The organism is Coprococcus sp. HCN-4056 (genome assembly GCF_037892645.1).
Taxonomy (GTDB): Bacteria; Bacillota; Clostridia; order Lachnospirales; family Lachnospiraceae; genus Coprococcus; species Coprococcus ammoniilyticus.
In genome coordinates, this window is the sequence record NZ_JBBKBL010000001.1 from 278,172 (window position 1) to 299,176 (window position 21,005).

At 42.7% G+C, this 21,005-nt stretch carries 16 protein-coding genes, 1 pseudogene and 1 other annotated feature; of the genes and pseudogenes, 11 read left to right on the forward strand and 6 right to left on the reverse strand.

Going from position 1 to position 21,005, the window contains the following annotated elements; all coding sequences use genetic code 11:
• Nucleotides 1-36: 36 nt before the first annotated feature.
• The 4 genes from trpC to WKT03_RS01215 form a co-directional block, all read right to left on the reverse strand.
• The gene (gene trpC / locus WKT03_RS01200; RefSeq protein ID WP_340390797.1) at nt 37-855 is read right to left on the reverse strand and encodes an indole-3-glycerol phosphate synthase TrpC; all 819 of its coding nucleotides are present in this window, start codon (nt 853-855) and stop codon (nt 37-39) included.
• A gap of 70 nt (nt 856-925) precedes the next feature.
• Nucleotides 926-1,936, reverse strand: a complete 1,011-nt coding sequence (gene trpD, locus WKT03_RS01205; protein WP_340390798.1) for an anthranilate phosphoribosyltransferase — start codon at nt 1,934-1,936, stop codon at nt 926-928.
• A 290-nt stretch (nt 1,937-2,226) separates the two neighbouring features.
• Nucleotides 2,227-2,793 (reverse strand): anthranilate synthase component II, encoded by a 567-nt coding sequence (locus tag WKT03_RS01210; protein WP_008401724.1) that lies wholly within the window; start codon nt 2,791-2,793, stop codon nt 2,227-2,229.
• Complete coding sequence (locus WKT03_RS01215) at nt 2,790-4,277, reverse strand: anthranilate synthase component I family protein (RefSeq protein WP_117784598.1); 1,488 nt, start codon at nt 4,275-4,277, stop codon at nt 2,790-2,792. The genes WKT03_RS01210 and WKT03_RS01215 overlap by 4 nt, the downstream gene beginning before the upstream one ends.
• A gap of 150 nt (nt 4,278-4,427) precedes the next feature.
• Nucleotides 4,428-4,676: a binding site (T-box leader), on the reverse strand.
• Nucleotides 4,677-4,876: 200 nt separating this feature from the next.
• Here WKT03_RS01215 and pta point away from each other — a divergent pair.
• From pta to WKT03_RS01245, 6 genes are all read left to right on the forward strand, one after another.
• On the forward strand, nt 4,877-5,926 hold the full coding sequence (pta, locus tag WKT03_RS01220) for a phosphate acetyltransferase (RefSeq protein WP_008401728.1): 1,050 nt from the start codon (nt 4,877-4,879) through the stop codon (nt 5,924-5,926).
• 324 nt (nt 5,927-6,250) lie between these two features.
• On the forward strand, nt 6,251-7,417 hold the full coding sequence (locus WKT03_RS01225) for a hypothetical protein (RefSeq protein WP_262529080.1): 1,167 nt from the start codon (nt 6,251-6,253) through the stop codon (nt 7,415-7,417).
• A gap of 87 nt (nt 7,418-7,504) precedes the next feature.
• The gene (locus tag WKT03_RS01230; RefSeq protein WP_262529079.1) at nt 7,505-8,344 is read left to right on the forward strand and encodes a DUF6734 family protein; all 840 of its coding nucleotides are present in this window, start codon (nt 7,505-7,507) and stop codon (nt 8,342-8,344) included.
• 10 nt (nt 8,345-8,354) lie between these two features.
• Nucleotides 8,355-8,822 carry a GtrA family protein gene (locus WKT03_RS01235; protein ID WP_262529078.1) on the forward strand — a complete coding sequence of 156 codons (468 nt, stop codon included), beginning with the start codon at nt 8,355-8,357 and terminating at the stop codon, nt 8,820-8,822.
• A gap of 221 nt (nt 8,823-9,043) precedes the next feature.
• Entirely contained in the window at nt 9,044-10,282 is a 1,239-nt protein-coding gene (gene fabF, locus WKT03_RS01240) for a beta-ketoacyl-ACP synthase II (protein WP_008401733.1), read from the forward strand.
• A 6-nt stretch (nt 10,283-10,288) separates the two neighbouring features.
• Nucleotides 10,289-11,998: an acetyl-CoA carboxylase carboxyltransferase subunit alpha gene (locus WKT03_RS01245; RefSeq protein ID WP_262529077.1), complete on the forward strand. Its 1,710-nt coding sequence runs from the start codon at nt 10,289-10,291 to the stop codon at nt 11,996-11,998.
• Nucleotides 11,999-12,213: 215 nt separating this feature from the next.
• On the opposite strand, the pseudogene WKT03_RS01250 reads toward WKT03_RS01245, so the two are convergent.
• Nucleotides 12,214-12,642, reverse strand: a pseudogene (locus WKT03_RS01250) (iron-containing alcohol dehydrogenase); the annotation flags it as partial.
• A 49-nt stretch (nt 12,643-12,691) separates the two neighbouring features.
• Complete coding sequence (locus WKT03_RS01255) at nt 12,692-13,561, reverse strand: DMT family transporter (RefSeq protein ID WP_117784602.1); 870 nt, start codon at nt 13,559-13,561, stop codon at nt 12,692-12,694.
• A 238-nt stretch (nt 13,562-13,799) separates the two neighbouring features.
• Here WKT03_RS01255 and dnaK point away from each other — a divergent pair, with 238 nt between their 5' ends.
• From dnaK to WKT03_RS01280, 5 genes are all read left to right on the forward strand, one after another.
• Nucleotides 13,800-15,554 carry a molecular chaperone DnaK gene (dnaK, locus tag WKT03_RS01260; RefSeq protein ID WP_021944312.1) on the forward strand — a complete coding sequence of 585 codons (1,755 nt, stop codon included), beginning with the start codon at nt 13,800-13,802 and terminating at the stop codon, nt 15,552-15,554.
• A 105-nt stretch (nt 15,555-15,659) separates the two neighbouring features.
• Entirely contained in the window at nt 15,660-16,055 is a 396-nt protein-coding gene (locus WKT03_RS01265; protein WP_021944313.1) for a hypothetical protein, read from the forward strand.
• A gap of 14 nt (nt 16,056-16,069) precedes the next feature.
• Nucleotides 16,070-16,981 carry a DUF5685 family protein gene (locus tag WKT03_RS01270; RefSeq protein WP_021944314.1) on the forward strand — a complete coding sequence of 304 codons (912 nt, stop codon included), beginning with the start codon at nt 16,070-16,072 and terminating at the stop codon, nt 16,979-16,981.
• Nucleotides 16,982-17,782, forward strand: coding sequence for a J domain-containing protein (locus WKT03_RS01275; RefSeq protein ID WP_021944315.1), 801 nt, complete (start codon nt 16,982-16,984; stop codon nt 17,780-17,782).
• 355 nt (nt 17,783-18,137) lie between these two features.
• The gene (locus WKT03_RS01280) at nt 18,138-20,582 is read left to right on the forward strand and encodes a glycogen/starch/alpha-glucan phosphorylase (RefSeq protein ID WP_008401742.1); all 2,445 of its coding nucleotides are present in this window, start codon (nt 18,138-18,140) and stop codon (nt 20,580-20,582) included.
• Nucleotides 20,583-21,005: the final 423 nt, after the last annotated feature.

A 21,005-nucleotide genomic window follows, 5' to 3' on the forward strand; every position in this document is an offset into this window, starting at 1 on the left:
TCCTGCAGAAACAGGATTAGGTTCTATTCTACATCTTCACCCCCGTAACCATGCAAATGCGGCTTTCTTATCAGGGCTTCGCATAAAGGTTTCTCCGATCAATACTGCATCTGTGCCATTTCCCTTTAAACGGTCGATGTCCTCCGGTGTGCGGATGCCGCTTTCGGATACATAGACGACCGGTTTACCATTTATCGAATCCGGGATCAATGTCCGAAGTCTTACACTGTTCATAATGTCAACGGTAAAGGTCTTCAGATCGCGGTTATTTACACCGATAATGTCTGCGCCGATCGCGATCGCCCGTCTGACTTCTTTTTCGTCATGTGCTTCTACCAGAACGGACAGCCCGAGGCTTGTTGCAAGCTCGTAATAGCTTTTGAGCTGCTCGTCGGTAAGGATCGCACAGATCAGAAGGATCGCAGAGGCACCGATCACCTTTGCTTCATAGATCATATAAGGATCGACGGTGAAATCCTTCCGCAGGATCGGAGTGGATACTGATTCATGGATCGCTGTCAGATATTCGTTGCTTCCCTGAAAATAAAAAGGTTCGGTCAGCACGGATATGGCGGAAGCACCGGCGGCTTCATATTCTTTCGCAATCTCGATATATGGGAAATCCGGTGCAATCAGTCCTTTGGAAGGGGAAGCCTTTTTTACTTCGCAGATAAAGGAGATTCCCGGCTTTGCCAGATTGTCACGGAAAGGAAAAACGGTATAAGGTTTTGTTCCGTTCTCTGTTTCCTTTTCTACGATCGCAAGAGCTTTTGCCTTCATTTCTTCAAATGGAATCTGTTCTTTGCATCCGGTAACCCGTTCTTTTGTTTTTGCTGCTATTTCATCTAAGATCATATATATTCCTCCATAGCGGCCCGGAGATTGAAGATTTCGAGCCGGTTATGTGTTTTGCATTTACCAATAATTATGCGTTTGTTGCTGCGATAAAGTCTTCCAGCTTCTTCAGACCGCTGCCATTTGCCAGAATATCGGCTGCAAGGGCGAAGCCTTCTTCAAGTGAGATCCGGTTTGTGATATGCAAAGCTGCACCGGCATTTAAGATAACGGCTGTACGTTTGCCATCTGTGATCTTGCCGGATAAGATATCCTTTGTGATCTGTGCATTTTCTTCCGGTGTGCCACCGACCAGCTCAGACTTGTCACAGAGGGTGAAGCCGTATGCGGTTGGGTCTAAGGTATAGGTGTTAAATGTGCCATCGTTGAATTCACATACAGTTGTTGTTGTAACCGCTGAGATCTCATCCAGACCGTCATTTCCATGAACGACCATACCACGTTTTACACCGAGGTTGCTGAGTACTTTTGCAAGCGGTTCAACGAGGGAGGCATCATAGACACCAAGTAACTGTAGATTTGCTTTTGCCGGATTTGCAAGAGGTCCTAAGATATTGAATACTGTAGGAATCTTGATCTCTTTTCTTGGAGCGCCGACAAATCGCATTGCTGTGTGATATTTCTGTGCAAATAAGAAGCAGGTACCAAGATCCTTCAGACAGGCTTCGCTGACTTTACAGTCTGCTGCGATGTTGACGCCAAGGGCTTCTAGGCAGTCGGCTGTTCCGCATTTGCTGGATGCTGCACGGTTGCCATGCTTTGCCACCTTACCACCGCCTGCGGCTGTTACTAATGAGGAAACAGTTGAGATGTTAAAGGTTCCTGCGCAGTCTCCACCGGTTCCTACGATGTCGATCTCCTCATCGACATCCGGTGTAAATTCACCACAGTGTTTTCTCATGATCTCAGCAAATGCTGTGATCTCATCGATCGTTTCACCTTTAATATGAAGTGCTGTTAAGAAGCTTCCAATCTGTGCCTGTGTTGCTTCTCCACTCATAATTTCATCCATAACGGCCGCAGCCATTTCTTTATCTAAATTTTCGCCTTTAACTATTTTAGCAATTGCTTCTGTAATCATATTGAAATTCTCCTTGATATTATCTTTTAATAAGACATTTGCAGGTTCTGTATAGAATTGTTATGATTAAACATTTTGACTTACCAAGACAGGGACATTTGAGTCCGTCGGTACTTGATGGTGCATTAGCAGCATCTTAGTACCGCTGCAGGGGTAACTGAGACCTTAGCGAGGCTTAAGCCGAGGTTAGTTCGAAGTTACACAGAGTGGAAATGAGCGGAAGCGTTCCCTGGTTGGTAATGGCAAAAATGTTTAATCTAAGTAGTGTATTGTAACCTGCAAATGTCTGGTTATGCCTCTAAAAAGTTTCGTAAGATGATCGTTCCTTTTGGTGTCAGAATCGATTCCGGATGGAACTGGACACCATATATTTCATAATCCTTGTGTTTGACTGCCATGATCTCATCATCGTCGGTTCGGGCAATAACGGTAAGAACATCCGGGAAGTTTTCTTCGGAAGCGGCAAGAGAATGATATCTGGCAACCTCGATCCGTTTCTGAAGTCCCTTGAACAGTTTGCAGTTGATGTCGACATTTGCAACGGACATTTTGCCATGCATCAGCTTTTTGGCGTATGTGATCGTTGCACCGTAGGTTTCACAGATTGCCTGATGTCCGAGACAGACACCAAGGATCGGAACCTTGCCGGCAAAATAGGAGATGGCTTCTTCACAGATACCTGCATCGGAAGGCCTTCCGGGACCCGGTGAAATGATGATCTTATCCGGATTCATTGCTTCAATCTCCTGACAGGTATATTCGTCATTTCGTATCACCTTGATGTCAGGATTGATCTTTCCTACAAGCTGATACAGATTGTAGGAAAAGCTGTCATAATTATCGATCAGTAATATCATGCTTCGTCACCTCGTATTTTCTGAGAATTAATCAATGCGTCCGTTACGGCTTTTGCTTTGTTGATGCATTCCTGGAATTCATTTGCCGGTACACTGTCGGCTACAATGCCGGCACCGGAACGGACAAATACTTTATTTCCTTTGCGGTATGCGATTCGGATCGCGATGCAGGTATCCAGATTTCCTGAGAAATCGATATAACCGATCGCGCCGCCGTAAATACCTCGTTTGTTATTTTCAAGCTCGTTGATGATCTCACATGCCCGGATCTTCGGTGCACCGGATAAGGTTCCGGCCGGAAGAACCGCATCGACAGCGGAGATCGCATCCAGATCCTCACGGAGTGTTCCGCGTACGGTAGAGCCGATATGCATAACGTGTGAATAACGCTGGATGGACATATATCGTTCGACTTCGACCGTTCCAAACTGACTGACCTTTCCGAGATCATTTCTTCCGAGATCCACTAACATATTGTGTTCTGCAAGTTCCTTTTCATCTGCCATCAGGCTCTTTTCCAGTTCCAGATCTTCGACCTTTGTTTTTCCCCTTGGTCTTGTGCCTGCCAGAGGAAATGTGTGGAGAACGCCATCCTCTACCTTGACCAGAGTTTCAGGGGAAGCCCCGGCAACCTCGATCGTGTCACCGTCAAAGTAGAACATGTAAGGAGATGGGTTTGTGCTTCGGAGCAGCCGGTAGGTATCGAACAGGCTTCCTTCCATTTCGGCTTCCAGTCGGTTGGAAAGCACGACCTGGAAAATATCTCCTTCATATATATAGTGCTTTGCCTTTTCTACCATCCGGCAGTAGGCTTCTTTGTCAAATAATGGTTTGAATTCTGTCTTAAGAACAGGAGCAGGAATATCGGCTTCTGCGCCATGGAGAATGAGTTCTTTCATTTCTTTGATATCCTGTAAGGCTTTCTGATATCCTTCTTCGATATTTGCTGTGCCGGCATTTGCGATCAGGATCAGCTTGGATCTTACATTGTCAAATGCGATCACCTTGTCAAATAACATCAGGTCGACATCCTGAAATCCTTCCTCGTCCTTTGCATCAAGCACCAGCTTCTTTTCACTGTATTTCAGATAGTCATAAGAGAAATATCCAACCAGTCCGCCGGTGAAAGTAGGGAAGCCTTCGATCTTAGGGCTCTTATAATCTTTTAAAACCTCACGGATGAAGATTTCCGGATGGATGCCGGAGGTCTCTTTGATGACTGCTCCGTTCTCATCCTTTAATGTCAGGGTTCCGTTCATACAGATGATATCCAGTTTTGGACTGTATCCAAGGAAAGTGTATCTTCCCCAGAGCTCTTGATTCTCCACGCTTTCCAGAATGTAGCAATGCTCATTTTCCGCTTTTAGTTTCTTTAGCAGATTGATCGGAGTGATGATATCGGAGAGCATCTCATAACAGACCGGAACCATGTGGTATCCCTGTTCGGCGTATTCTTTTGCTTCGCTAAGTGTTGGTCGTATCATATGTTTCACCTCGTTCATAAATAATAGTTTAATAAGTTGTTTGAAATTGTTGATGTATGGTGAGGTGCGCTTTGCCTAAGTTGCTTTTTATAAAAAGAAAAAGCACCATCAGAAGATTGCATAAAAAAATCTCATCCAAAAGCAAAACGCTTATAGGACAAGATACAAATACAACACTCCTGCGGTGCCACCTATATTCATCAAAATCTGATGCACTCAACCATATACTAACATATATGTACTTTCTATAACGGGAAGTCTCCGTCGCCCCTACTAGATTCGCTCGTTCGGTTTGCCCTCGCAAGTCCATTCACTTAAGAAATCATCACTGCAATCTCACCACCTGCAGTTCTCTGGACATGTTGTTCATAAGCTACTCTTCTTGCTCATTGGTTTGTTTTATTGTATTCATATTGCACCGGTATGATATATTTGTCAAGAACTAATTTTATAATTGTTCAAAAAAAGGTACAATTATTTCGATGGAAAACCTTGTTTATTCGTTAAAAATCACTATAATAAAAGTAAGATGACTCGCTATGCGCAAGTATAGCTTTTAATACTGAAAATATACGGAACGTGTATGTAATGCATGATATATGATTCGTATAAATAATCAATGGAGGACTATAATCGTGGAAGAACGTAAAAATTTTGGTTTCGGTGTATTGATCGATATTTTGAAGAAAAATCCAAAAACAATTGTTTTGACTGAAGGTACTGATCCCCGTATTCTGGAAGCATCTTCAAGACTTCTTGCAAGTAACTTCCTGCATCCGATTCTTGTAGGAGATCCTGATAAGATTTATGAAGTTGCAGAGGAAAGCGGTTTTAATATAAGAGGTTCCGAGATCATTAATCCAAGGAATTTTGATCGTATGGATGAGATGGTTGAGATGTTCTGTGAACTCAGAAAGAGCAAGGGTGTGACACCGGAGCAGGCAAGAGAGATCCTGTATCAGAACAACTACTTTGGTACGATGCTTGTTAAGATGGGAATTGCAGATTCGCTTCTCGGTGGTGCTACATATTCAACTGCAGATACAGTAAGACCTGCTTTACAGCTGATCAAGACAAGACCGGGCAACACACTGGTTTCATCCTGCTTCATTCTGGTACGTCCGTTTGCAACAGGTGGTAATGAAGTGTTCGCTATGGGTGACTGTGGTATCAACATCAAGCCAAATGAAGATGAGCTGGTTGAGATCGCAGAGGAGACGGTTCGTTGTGCAAGAATCTTCGGTGTAGATCCAAAGGTTGCATTCTTAAGCTATTCAACCTATGGCTCTGGTAAGGGCGAAGATGTGGATAAGATGAGAAATGCAGCAAGAAAGACAAAGGAGCGTAACCCTGATCTTCCGATCTCAGGTGAGATTCAGTTCGATGCAGCCGTATCACCTAGAGTTGCAAAGAAGAAATGTCCACAGTCAGAGGTTGCAGGAAATGCAAATACCTTTATCTTCCCTGATATCAATGCAGGAAATATCGGTTATAAGATTGCACAGAGAATGGGTAACTTCTCAGCATATGGCCCGATCCTGTTAGGACTTAATTCTCCTATCAACGATCTGTCCAGAGGATGTACAGCAGATGAGGTTTATTCTATGGCGATCATCACAGCAGCATTAGCAGATAATAAAGATGCATAAATTGTAGATAGATAAAAGCCGGACACTATCTTTGGTTTAAAGAGATAGTGTCCGGCTTTTGTCTATTGTCTAAAGATGATTATTCTATTTGCAGGAATTCTGCGGCTGTTAATATTTGTGGCTTTTGAAGTCCTGATTCTGCTGATTTTTCATTGCAAGAAAGTGTGATTTTTCTTGAAATAAATGGGTAAATGGTTTACCATAATATCATGAGTATTTAGTATGGGATTGTAGCGTTTTTTTAGCGTGAAGGGCGAACAAATGACGCCTGTGAGACAGAAAAATTGGGACAGCATATTTGTGGGTGTCAGAATGGAGATTTGAATGAGTTTCGTGTATTCATTGTTTTTGAAGAGAGCCGGAGAGGAACTTTCACAATTTGATAACAGAATTTCTAACATGCTTCCAGTGGCTGCCGGTCTGGTTTTTTTTGATATGCGAAACTATCGTAATGATAATGGGGAATTTAATGTTTATATAGAGTGGAATGAGGAATTGAATTCCATCCTGAATGACAGACTGCCTTCGGGTGGTTATTTTATAAAGGCAACAGGAAAACAGGCAAGACAGTTGGAAGAAAAAACAGGTGGAATTCCTGTTTATATGAAGTTGATCGCACATGAGGGCAGGCTGTATCCGTATCGCACATATGTGATGTGGAATGGCAGGCCTTTTAGTGTGGAATTTAACGGAAATATATTAATCCCGGTTGATTATAAGAAGAAAGCAGAGAACGTGAGGATACAGGGTTCGCAGAATGGCGGTAAAGGAAATCGTACGGATGTATCTGGAAGTCAGATGAGCAGTCAGAGAGGGGTGTTTGGCACAAGCCAGCGTGGAATCTTCTTTGGCAGTCAGCGAGGATTTTTGACAGATAGTAATCGGGGCTTCTTTTTTGAAAGTCAGAATGGCTTTTCCTTTGGCAGTAACCGAGGTTATCTGACGGGCAGCAATCGTGAATTCTGGACGAGTAGCAATCGACCTTGGATGTATGAGTGGGAATATGAGAATGGCAGCCAGAGAAGTCTATTCGGTGGTAGTCAGAGAAGTCTGTTTAGTACAAGTCAACGTGGAAATTTCTTTGGAAGTCAAGGTAGATTTTGGGGGACAAGTCAGCAGGGATTCCTTTTTGGAAGTCAGCGGGAGTTTTTGACAGGTAGCAATCGGGGCTTCTTTTTTGGAAGCCGGAACGGCTTTTTCTATGGCAGCAACCGAGGCTATCTGACGGGCAGCAATCGTGAATTCTGGACAAGCAGTAATCGACCTTGGATGTATGAGTGGGAATACGAGAATGGCAGTCAGCGTGGATTTTTAGCAGGCAGCCGGTACACACCGACATTTTATCAGGCAACAGATGGTGGAGCAGATGATTATGATATTCCGCATTGGTATTACATGCCGCCGGAATGGCAGCTTATAAACCGGTCAAAACGACCATGCAGCAGAAAAGGCGGAAACAGCACATTTGGCTATGGGCTGGATTTAATATAGAGCGGAAGCGTCCCTTGGCTGAGAAGGTCAAGAGCCTGTAACTAATCAATATTTAGTCGGTTTTCAATTATCTTGAAAGGACAACATATGGACGGATTTCATTCCTTATGGTCAAAACCATATATGGCGGGAAAACAAGCGGAAGAATATTGGATGCAGGACTATGAAGTCCTTACGATGATTCTTTCGGCATTGATGTGGAGAAAATACAATGGGGGGATCCGTTTGTGTGCGGATGAAGAGGCAAGAGCATTTATCGAGAAGCTGGGACTTGCGCACATCTGGAATCTCGGAATCGAGGAAATTACAGTGCCGGAAGCGGTACCGGAAAAGGTGTTCTGGGCAGCCGGCAAATTATATTCATTGAAAAAAATGCAGATGCCTGCGGTCATGGTGGATCTGGATCTGATCATCTGGAAGGATATACGGAATATTATAAAAGATACGGATATCTGTGCAATACACAGAGAAGGGATATTCCCTGATGTGTATCCGGGAAAAGAGTTTTTCCATATGAAGCCGGAGTATCGGTTTGACCCGGACTGGAGCTTTGAGGTTCTTCCGGTCAATACCTGTATGTTATATATCGCGGATGAAGCGTTTAAGAATTATTATGTTGACAGTTCAATCACATTTATGGAGAATTGTCTGGAGACAGAGGAGAATCTCTGTCATATGGTATTTGCGGAACAGCGGCTTCTTGCGATGTGTGCAGAGAAGCAGGGAAAGCAGATATCATCTTTTTTTCCCGGTTCGGCACAGATCGAGAACCAGGATATATTCACACATTTATGGGGCTATAAGAACATTCTAAAATTCAATTATAAAGAAAGGGAAGCTTTTAACCGTAAAATGTATGATCGCATCGTCCGGGAATTTCCGGAAGAAGAGACGACACTCAAGCAGCTTCCGATATCAGGACTATAGGGAGAATGGTATGAAACTTTTACGCAAAATACCAAAGGAAATATACATATATATCGCATGGGGCATACTCGTAGGGGCAGTGAACTTAGGGTCTGCCTGGGTTTTTATGTACAAATGCGGGATAAATGAGATCTATGCCAATTATATGTCGTGGATTCTGTACAACTATGTGTCATTTGCGACAAACCGCAAATCTGTATTCCACACAAAGGCTGCAACGATAAAGGCATATTTTATTGAACTGGGATTATTCTATCTGAGCCGGATATCTACACTTCTGATCGAAACGGGGATTATCTTTGCGCTTGTTACCGGACTGAAATGGAATGCGATGGGAGTGAAGGTATTTACATCTATCCTTGTGATCTTTTTGAATTATTTCATCAGTAAGAAATTCATCTTTTCCATTCAATACGAAAAGAAAAATAGCGGAGAAATGTTGTCGGAAGACGAAGTATGCCGCGAAATCGTGAGATAATTAATAAAAACTTTACAAGATTTATTTCCATATTTTTGTAAAATGTAGTACAATATCGGCGTAACCATGCATTCTGTGTGGTTTATACATAAGCTGACAAAGTAAATTTTTATAGAATTTAACAATGCAGGATTTCTTCTATATCTTTCACAGATAATCTGGATGGTATATATATGGAAGAAAATGGAAATCATACTTTATATTAAGGAGAATTATTGAATATGAGTAGAAGAGTAGTGATTACAGGAATGGGAGCGGTTACTCCACTTGGTCTGAATGTGGATGAGTTCTGGAATGGCTTAAAAGAAGGCAGACATGGTTTTGGACCGATTACACAGTTTGATGCATCAGAATATAAGTGCAAGGTTGTAGGTGAAGTAAAAGGATTTGTAGCAAAAGATTATATTGATCCAAAGGCCGCAAGAAGAATGGCAAGATTTTCACAGTTCGCGGTTGCAGCAGCAAAGGAAGCAGTTGCAGATGCAAAGCTTGACATGACAGCAGAAGATCCATACATGGTTGGAACCTGTGTCGGTTCCGGTGTAGGAAGTCTTCAGGAGCTTGAAAGTGCATATGAGAAGATCATGACAAAAGGACCGAATCGTGTAAGCCCATTTACAGTACCTATGATGATCAGCAATATTGCAGCAGGTAATATTGCGATCCAGCTTGGCTGCAAGGGAAAGAGTATTGATGTTGTTACAGCATGTGCATCCGGTACAAACAGTATCGGTGAAGCATTCCGTACAATTCAGTATGGAGATGCAGATGTAATGATCGCCGGTGGTACAGAAGCAGCAGTTTCACCAATCGGTATCTCGACATTTGATGCGTTAACAGCGTTGTCATCATCTGATAACCCAGACAGATGCTCAATTCCATTTGATAAAGAGAGAGATGGTTTCGTTCTTGGTGAAGGTTCCGGTATCGTTATTCTTGAGGAACTGGAACATGCTAAGAAGCGTGGCGCAAAGATCTATGCCGAGATCAGCGGATACGGATGCTCCAGTGATGCATTCCATATCACAGCACCGGAAGATTCAGGCGAGAGCCCTGCAAGAGCAATGTTAAATGCTGTAAAGGATGCGGGCGTATCACCGGAGGATGTTGCATATATCAATGCACACGGAACCAGTACACATTTAAACGATCTGGTTGAGACCAGAGCGATCAAGAAAGCATTTGGCGATCATGCAAAGGACATCAAGATCAATTCTACAAAGTCTATGACAGGACATCTTCTTGGTGCAGCAGGTGCAATCGAATGTATCGTTACAGCAAAGACGATCGAAGAAGGCTATATCCACAGAACCCGTGGACTTCATGAGAGTGAAGAAGAACTGGATCTTGATTATTGTAAGGAGCCATATGAGCAGGAGGTTGACTGTGCGATCAGCAATTCTCTTGGATTTGGTGGACATAACGCATGTATTCTTTTACAGAAATATAAGGAGCAGTAAAAAGAAATGTTATTTATAAAGAAAAAGGCAAAAGAAGCCGAGATGGAAAAAATGAAGGCTGTCGAAGCAGAACAGCCAAAACCGGAGACTGTAAAATGTCCGAAATGTGGAGCTGAGCTTGATAAGCAGAGAGTTGTAAAGGCAAAATATATTTGTTATGAATGTGGTTCTTATTTCCGTGTTAAGACAAAGAACCGTATCAAGATGGTAACAGATCCAAAGTCATTTGAACCATGGTTTGAAGATATGCCGATGTCAAATCCGTTAAATACAGCCGGATATGAAGATAAGGTTAAGGCTGCGCAGGAAAAGACAGGACTGAAAGAAGCGGTTACAGTCGGTAAGGCTCTGATCAATGGTGAGCCGGCTATGATCGGTATCTGTGATGCCAGATTCCTGATGAGCAGTATGGGCTATGTTGTTGGTGAGAAGATTGCCAGAGCGGTTGAGCGTGCGACAGAAGAAAAGCTTCCTGTATTCATGTTCTGTTGTTCCGGTGGTGCCAGAATGCAGGAGGGTATCATTTCCCTGATGCAGATGGCAAAAACCTCCGCAGCATTGAAGAAACATTCAGAAGCCGGATTGTTATATGTATCGATCCTTACAGATCCTACAACCGGTGGTGTAACAGCCAGCTTTGCAATGCTTGGCGATATCATCTTAGGTGAGCCCGGTGCTCTGGTTGGATTTGCAGGCCCTCGTGTTATCAAACAGACGATCGGACAGGATCTTCCGGAAGGCTTCCAGCGTTCTGAGTTCCTGGTAGAGCATGGTATTATTGATGGTATTATCACCAGAGATAAGATGAAGGATACCATGTATCAGTTGATCGTTACGCATAAACAGAGAACCGGTTATGCAAACTTCGATAAGGAAGAAGACGAGAAGTTTGATATCAGCGAGATCTTAAAGGAGAGATTGACTTCTGTTGAGAATAAGACTCCTTGGGAGAAAATTCGTGGTACAAGACAGATGACTCGTCCTTGCGCACTTGATTATATTGATTATATCTGTGAAGATTTCCATGAGATCCATGGAGACAGAACAATGAATGACGATAAAGCGATTGTTGGTGGTATCGGTCATATCGATGGACAGCCTGTAACCGTGATCGCACAGGTAAAGGGTTCCAGCATGACAGAGTGTATGGAGCGTAACTTCGGTATGCCGCTTCCGGATGGATACCGTAAGGCTCTTCGTCTGATGAAACAGGCAGAGAAGTTCAACCGTCCTATCATCACATTTGTAAATACACCCGGTGCATTCTGTGGACTGGAAGCAGAGGAGCGTGGTATGGGTGAAGCAATCGCAAGAAACCTTTACGAGATGTCAGCCCTTAAAGTTCCTGTACTTTGTATCCTGATCGGTGAAGGCGGCAGCGGTGGAGCACTTGCTATGGCAGTTGGTAATGAAGTATGGATGCTTGAAAATGCAGTATACTCCATTCTTTCACCGGAAGGCTATGCATCAATTCTCTGGAAGGACAGTAACCGTGCAGAGGAGGCGGCAGAGGTTATGCAGCTTACCGCACAGGATCTTTCAAGACTTGGTGTGATCGAGAAGGTTATTCCTGAGTATGGCGGAGCAGATAAAGAATCCGTTCCATATATCGGTAAATTCATTAAAATGAATGCCAAGGAATTCCTGAAGAAATTCGATGGAATGAGCGGCGAGGAGATTGCTGCTGCAAGATATAAGAGATTCCGTGAGATGTAGATAAAATAAAAAACAGGGATGTAACGTTGAGGGTATCATAATGATTATGATGCCCTCGATGTAACATCCCTGTTTTTATATAAATCCTAGATCAATGACTCGTACAGCTTGGTGATATCCTCTACGCTTGTCTCCTTTAGATTGCCTGGGCGGCATGCATCATCATATGCAGACTGAGCAAGGAAAGGAATATCCTCCGGTTTTACGATATCTTTTAAGTCGGCTGGAATTCCGGCTGTTGTAGGTACAGCGAAGATAGGTACGGATTTATTCCTGGTAGGAGTAACGCCCTCAAGACTTCTGATATCAGCAAAATCCGGATTTGCGATCACGATACCAACGCCCTTTGCTGTGTCCATGGATGATCCGCCACCGATCGCAATAATGTAATCAGCTTCTGCAGCCTTAAAAGCAGCAATACCTGACTGAACATTCTCGATGGTTGGGTTTGGTTTAATGTTGGAATAGATCTCATATGCAAGACCAGCGTTGTCCAGAACATTAGTAACACCGAACTTAATGAGATCAGGATCAGAGCAGACAAATGCTTTCTTGAAGCCACGGCCGATGACCTCTGTAGCGATCTCAGCGATCGCACCTGCTTCATGATAAGATGTTTCGTTTAATACAAATCTGTTAGCCATATAAATAATAAGAAATATTATAGTAATAATTATAAAAAAGTATCTAAATTTACTTGCCGGCTGCATCTGCTTTTAATCCTGCGCGCCAGTTCAGATAAGAAATGCCGATGATAATGGCATACCCGATAAAGCTCAATGCATCCGGTATCTGGCTGAAGAAGATGAAACCAAGGATTGCCGAGGTGATGATCTGCGAATAATCGAAGATCGATATTTCCTTTGCCGGAGCATGTGAATAAGCAGCCGTGATCGAGAACTGACCGACAGCAGCGGAGGCACCTGCCATGAACAGACAGAACAACTGGAAAAATGACATCGGTTTATAAAAGGCGATCACAAATGGCAGCATGACCAGAGTCGAAAATGCGGAGAAAAAGAATACGATCTGTGGATTTTTTGCACCGTGGTTGCTTAGATATCTTACTGCCGCATAAGCAGCGCCTGCACCCATACCGCCGGTAAAACCGATGAGACCCGGAGCAAAATCAGCGAAGTTCAGGGATGGTTTGATAACAAATAAAGCACCGATGAATACCCCGATCAGAGCAGCATATTGTTTCAGACTTGCCTTTTCCTTTAACAGGAAGATCGAGAAGATAACGGCGGCAAACGGTGACAGCTTATTCAGGATCGAAGCATCGGCGATGTTCATGTGATCGACTGCATAGAAGTTACACATGATACCGAGTGTGCCGCAGATCGACCGCATAAACAGCATCGGAATGTGCCGTTTCTCATAATGCAGTCCGAGATCACTTCGGATCAGGACAACAAGCGCGATGAATGCTGCGACCAGATTGCGGAAAAATGCTTTTTCAATCGTAGGAAGATCGCCGGATAATCGTACGAATACGTTCATAAAAGAAAAACCGACACCGGCCAGAATTATATAAAGAATTGCTTTTGTTTTCTCTCGCATATAAAAACACCACTTTCTGTAAAACTCTTTAGATATCATAGCTCTTTCTTAACTCAAAAGCCAGCCAAAGTTTTATGAAACACTTTATACTTGCTTTATAAACTATACACAATTTATTCAAAAAACTTGTCTATCATACTTTTAGAAAAAACAAAGTAGATACTATTTATATAGATATTACACAATACAGGATATATCAGTATAGATATCTTCGTCCGGATAGAAAAGGAGATCATACATGAGCAGGGTAATAGGAATAGATTTAGGAACGACAAATAGCTGCGTGGCCGTTCTGGAAGGCGAACAGGCGACAATCATACCGAATGTCGAAGGCAACCGTACCACACCATCGATAGTAGCCATTACGAAAAATGGCGACAGACTGGTGGGGGATGCTGCAAAGAGACAGCTTACGGTAAATGTAGACAGAACCATTGCATCGATCAAGAGAGAAATGGGAACAGCGTATAGAAAAAGAATAGATGGAAAAGATTATTCACCACAGGAGATATCGGCAATCATTCTGTCAAAGTTAAGAGCGGATGCAGAAAACTATCTAGGTGAGCCGGTTCATGATGCGGTCATCACGGTTCCGGCGTATTTTGATGACAGTCAGAGACAGGCGACGAAGGATGCCGGAAAGATCGCAGGGTTAAATGTACTTCGAATCATCAACGAGCCGACATCAGCGGCACTTGCCTATGGTCTGGATAACGGAGAGGCACAGAAGATTCTGGTATATGACCTTGGTGGCGGAACCTTTGATGTATCCGTGATCGAAATCGGAGATCATGTGATCGAGGTTCTTGCAACTGCAGGCGACAATCATCTTGGTGGTGATGATTTTGACGAGCGTCTGGTGCAGTATGTGATAAAGTCATTTAAGAAAGAAACAAGGATCAATCTGGAGAAAGATATAACAGCGGTACAGCGTATCCGGGAAGCATGCGAAGAGGCAAAGAAGGAATTATCCAGTACGCTGCAGACTCATATTAATCTTCCGTTTATCACGGTCGTAAAGAACGAGCCGAAGCATCTCGATATGCTCATAACCAGAGAGTTGTTCAATGAGCTGACAGATGATCTTGTAAAACGGACAGACGGTCCGGTCAATCAGGCACTTCGGGATGCAGGTATATCAGCCGGAAGTTTAGATAAGGTATTATTGGTTGGTGGGTCAACCAGAATCCCTGCCGTTATGGACGAGGTTAAGAGGATAACCGGAAAAGAGCTTTCGAAGAATCTCAATCCAGATGAGTGCGTTGCGATGGGAGCTGCGATTCAAGGAGGAAAGCTCAGTGGTGGTCTGACCGTTACGAATAAGGTAAATGATATTTTGCTGATGGATGTAACGCCATTGTCTCTGTCAATCGAGACTTTAGGTGGTGTTGCAAATGTACTGATCCCAAGAAACTCACCAATTCCGACCAGGGTATCCAAGATCTTTACGACGGCCGGAAATTTCCAGCGTGATGTAGAGGTAAAGGTGTATCAGGGCGAACGCAAATATACCAGAGATAATAAGCTGCTTGGTAACTTCCGCCTGAGTGGAATCAAGCGAGCACTTGCAGGAGTTCCGCAGATCGAGGTTACATTTGACCTTGATGTAAATGGTATCCTAAAGGTATCTGCAAAGGATCTTGGCAGAGGCGTGGAACAGCAGATCGTGATCACATCCAGCACGAATCTTTCAGAGGAAGAAATCCGTCGGGCAAGGGAAGATGCCATGCGGTATGAGGAAGAGACTCAGGGCAACAAGGAAAATATGGATATCTGGAACGAAGCTGAAGCATATGTATATAAAGTAGAAAATCAGTTAGAGGTACAAAGTCAGAATCTGGATAAGGCTCAGATCAAGAAGATTCGGAGAGATCTGGAATACTTAAAGAAACTGGTATGTCGGACGGATGCTGACCGGATCACGGATATAGAAGCGGGCAATATAAAGGGTGCTTACAGACAGTTACAGGAATCTGCAATGATCCTTGGATAGGCAGAATATTACGATCGTCGGATCGGAAATATATAGATAGAATACATGATTTGAAGGTGCTGAAATGGCAGCAGATCTGCAGGGTAAAGAAAGAGTGGTGCTTATATGAGAGATAAGATTTACAACTTTATGCGAACAAGATATGGAAATGATCAGTTTTCATCATTTCTGACCTGGATGGGACTGATCCTGATCATCATAGATGTCTGGGCGAAGACAGGAGTTTTGTATTTCCTTGGACTTGCTTCTTTTATCTATGGATATGTGCGCATCTTTTCTAAGAAATATGACAAACGTGCGGCAGAAAATAAGTGGTTTCTAAGCCACACGACAGGCGTTCGAAATGTATTTAAACGGATGAAGAAAAGCAAAGAAGCCGGAAAAGATTATAAGATCTTCACCTGCCCACGTTGTGAGCAGATGATCCGGATTCCACGAGGCAAGGGCAGGATCGAGATAAGATGTCCGAAATGTGGGAATACTTTTATTAAGAAAAGCTGATTGGAGACAGGCGAGTGTTTGGATATATAGTAGTAAACCAGCAGGAAATGAAATTTAAAGAATTTGACGAATACCACAGGTATTACTGCGGGTTGTGCAGGGCATTAAAAGAAGATCAGGGCGCAAAAGGCCAGTTGTCATTAAGCTACGATATGACATTTCTGGTGCTGCTGCTTACCGGATTGTATGAGCCGTCAGAGGAGCGGGGTACAAAAAGGTGTGTGGTCCATCCGATGACAAAGCATGAATATGCCAGAAATCTGTACTCCGATTATGCAGCGGATATGAACCGTATACTTACATATTACAAATGCATGGATGACTGGACAGATGATAAGAAGCTGTTTCGTAAGCTGTATGCGGAGCTTTTAATACCGAAGAAAGAGTTGGAAAAGGAAGACAGCCGATTATATGATTACAGACAAAAGATTGATACTATTGCAGATCGGCTTGCAAAGATCAGCGGGCTTGAGAAAGAAAACAGTGAAGATCTGGATCGGTTATCAGGATATTTTGGTGAAGTGCTGGCAGAGATATTTGCCGTAAGAGCTGATGCATGGGAAGAAAATCTGAGAAAGATCGGTTATTATCTTGGAAGATTTGTATATATTCTGGACGCTTACGATGATATTGAAAAGGACCGAAAAAAACACAGCTTTAATCCATTGATACACAAGCTTACATGTAGTGAAGAAATGAAGACAGAGGACATTCCGGTGGAGGAATGGCAGAAGCTTGCAGACTGGGTAAAAGAAGTCCTGATGATGCAGGCGGCAGAATGTGCCAGAGAATTTGAGAAGCTTCCGATTATAAAAAATGTGGAAATTCTCAGGAATATCGTGTATTCTGGCATATGGAATAATTATTATAAAGCAACTGCCGAAAGATGCGGTAGCAAAGCAGATAACAGGCAGAATGGAGAATAAATGAAAGATCCTTATGAAGTACTGGGATTGCCGCATGGTGCCAGTAATGATGAAGTAAAAAGTGCATACAGACGATTGAGCAGAAAATATCATCCGGATGCGAATATCAACAATCCAAATAAAGCCGAGGCTGAGGAGAAGTTCAAAGAGATCCAGCAGGCATATAAGGCGATCATGGATGGTGATACCGGTTATGGAAATTCATACGGAGCAGGTGGATATGGCAGCCCATATGGAAATGGTTCATATGGTTCAGGCAGTTACCGAAACAGCAACAGCGGTGGAAGAACGACTTATGATGAGTCAGATCCGTTTGGCGGATTCTATGGCGGCTTTGGACCGTTTGGTGGGTTCGGCGGTTATACCGGCGGAAGACGGGAGGAATATGATCCAAACGATCAGGATTCCAGATATTTTCAGGCAGCCAGAAACTATCTGCGGTCAGGCAGCTATGAGGAAGCAAGAACAGTATTGAACCAGATTCAGGATCATAATGCAAAATGGCATTATTATTCCGGTGTGTGCAATGCCGGACTTGGTAATCAGATCCGGGCGCTTGAGATGCTTCAGAGAGCGATACAGTTAGAGCCGGATAATATGGAATACAAGCAGGCGTACGAACAGATCAAGAGCGGATCGAAATGGTATATGGATCAGGGACAGGGCTACGGCATGGATATGTCAGGCCGGGATATGACAAAATGCTGTAATACATTCTGCACTACCCTGCTTTGTCTCTCCTGCTGTGGTGGAAATATGTGCTGTTTCCCTTGTGGCGGCTATTATTCAGGCGGTTATTAGAAGGGAAAACCCTTATGAAACTGTTAAGATATTGGTATGTTGCATAGGGCAAGAGCGTATAAATAACTATAAAAACAGAAAATAATTGAAAAATCATTGTAAAATTGCAAGATTAATTAGACTTTGGTCTAAAAAATATGTATTTTTCTACAAAAAATTAAGACATGTATTGAGAAATACATGTTTTTTTGTTAAAATAATATAGGTTTCTTCCAAAAATTCTCATGGTAAAATCGGTTATTATGATGAATCAGGACGAAAGAGATATAAAGGATCCGGATAATACCGGCATCTGATAATAGAAAAATCGTCAGGGATGCATTCTGGCGTGCAATTTTCAAGGAGGATACGATAAATGAAAAAGTTGATTGATTTCGACAAAGAGGGCTTCAAAAAAGAGGTTATTACAAATGTGAAAACATTGTACAGAAGACCAATCGAAGAGGCAACTCCACAGCAGGTATTCCAGGCTGTCAGCTACGCTGTTAAGGATGACATAATAGACAGATGGATAGCAACACATAAGGAATATGAGAAGAAGAACGTTAAGACAGTTTACTATCTGTCCATGGAGTTCCTGATGGGTAGAGCCCTGGGAAACAATCTGATTAATCTGACATACTATGATGCAGTAAAAGAAGCATTAGATGAACTTGGATTTGATCTGAATCTGATTGAGGATCAGGAGCCGGATGCAGCACTTGGTAACGGTGGTTTGGGACGTCTTGCAGCATGTTTCCTGGATTCTCTTGCAACACTTGGTTATCCAGCATACGGATGTGGTATCCGTTATCGTTATGGTATGTTCAAGCAGGCGATCAAGGATGGTTATCAGATCGAGCTGCCGGATGACTGGTTAAAGGATGGCAACCCATTTGAAATCAAGCGCCCGGAGTATGCTGTAGAAGTTAAATTTGGCGGTTATGTAAGAGTTGAGAACAGAGATGGAAGAAATTACTTTATTCAGGATGGTTATCAGACAGTTCGTGCCGTACCATATGATGTTCCGGTTGTCGGTTATGGCAACAATGTTGTAAATACACTTCGTATCTGGGATGCAGAAGCAGATCAGGAATTCTGTCTTGATTCATTTGATAAGGGTGAATATGAAAAGGCTGTTGAGCAGCAGAACCTTGCTAAGACGATCGTTGAAGTTCTTTATCCAAATGATAATCACTATGCAGGTAAGGAATTAAGACTGAGACAGCAGTACTTCTTCATTTCAGCGTCTGTTCAGAGAGCAATCCTGAAATTCAAGGAGAAGAACAGTGATATCCATAAGCTTCCGGAAAAGATCACGTTCCAGATGAATGATACACATCCAACAGTTGCAGTAGCAGAGTTGATGAGAATCCTTATGGATGAAGAAGGTCTTGAGTGGGATGACGCATGGGATATCACAACCAGAACATGTGCATACACTAACCATACGATCATGGCTGAAGCTCTTGAGAAATGGCCGATCGAATTATTCTCAAGATTACTTCCTCGTATCTATCAGATCGTAGAAGAGATCAACAGAAGATTTGTACTGAAGATCCAGTCTATGTATCCGGGCAACCAGGATAAGGTTAAGAACATGGCTATCCTTTATGATGGTCAGGTTAAGATGGCACATCTTGCTATCGCAGGTTCTTACTCTGTAAATGGTGTTGCAGCACTTCATACAAAGATTCTGGAAGAGAGAGAGCTGAAGGACTTCTATGAGATGAGACCTGAGCAGTTCAATAATAAGACAAATGGTATTACACAGAGACGTTTCCTTCTTCATGGTAATCCGCTTCTTGCAAGCTGGATCACAGATAAGATCGGTGATGAATGGATCGTTAAGCTTTCAAATCTGAAGAAGTTAAAAGTATATGCTACTGATGAGAAGTATCAGCAGGAATTCATGAATATTAAGTACCAGAACAAGATCCGTCTTGCAAATTATATCAAGGAGCATAATGGCGTGGATGTAGATCCTCGTTCTATCTTTGATGTACAGGTTAAGAGACTTCATGAGTACAAGAGACAGCTTCTTAACATTTTACATGTTATGTATCAGTACAACGAGCTGAAGACAAATCCATCATATGATATGTATCCAACAACATATATCTTTGGTGCAAAGGCTTCCGCCGGTTATAAGAGAGCAAAGCTTATCATCAAGCTGATCAACTCTGTTGCAGATGTTATCAACAATGATGCATCTATCAAGGGTAAGATCAAGGTTGTATTCATCGAGAACTACAGAGTATCCAATGCAGAGCTGATCTTCGCAGCAGCAGATGTCAGCGAGCAGATTTCAACAGCTTCCAGAGAAGCATCCGGTACAGGTAATATGAAGTTCATGTTAAACGGTGCAGTTACACTTGGAACCATGGATGGCGCAAATGTAGAGATTGTTGAAGAAGTTGGTGAAGAAAATGCAGTTATCTTCGGTTTAAGAGCTGAAGAAGTTATGAAGTATGAGCGTGAAGGTGGATACAATCCAAAGGATATCTACAACAATGATGCAGCAGTAAGAACTGTTCTTACACAGCTTATCAATGGTATGTATTCTTCTGATGATCCGGATCGTTTCAGAGATCTGTATGATTCACTTATCAACGAAGATGTATACTTCATCCTTAAGGATTTTGCTTCTTATGTAGAAGCTCACAGAAAGATCGATACTCTTTACAGAGATGAGAAGAACTGGGCTAAGATGGTTATGTTGAATACAGCATGCTCCGGTAAGTTCTCATCAGACAGAACAATCGAAGAGTATGCAAAAGAGATCTGGAACCTCAAAAAGGTTAAAGTTACATTAGACTAATATATAATATACGAACGACCGGCGACCAGTATATAATACACATATTATTTCGCAAGACGCTTTCGCTCTAATCCTCGTGCAGCGGTACATAAGGTTGCAAAGTACGCAACCTAAGTACCGGCCTCGGATAAGGCTTGCTACATAACAGTGTATTTATATATTGATCGCCGGTCTGTTTTTACATATAGGAATAGTAATATTTTTATGTTGTTTTAGGCAGGCGGTGTTCTTTTATGGAGTAGAACTAATATATAAAGAATGGGAGTTAATTGCTCTATAAGAAATGGAGATATCACTTATAGAAAAGCCCCCTATATACTTTATGTAGCAGACCTGTTCGAACGTCGGTCCTTAGCGACCCGCCAAATGGCGGGAGCTTAGTACCGCTACGTGAGAATAGAACGAAAGTGTTCTGCGGAATAA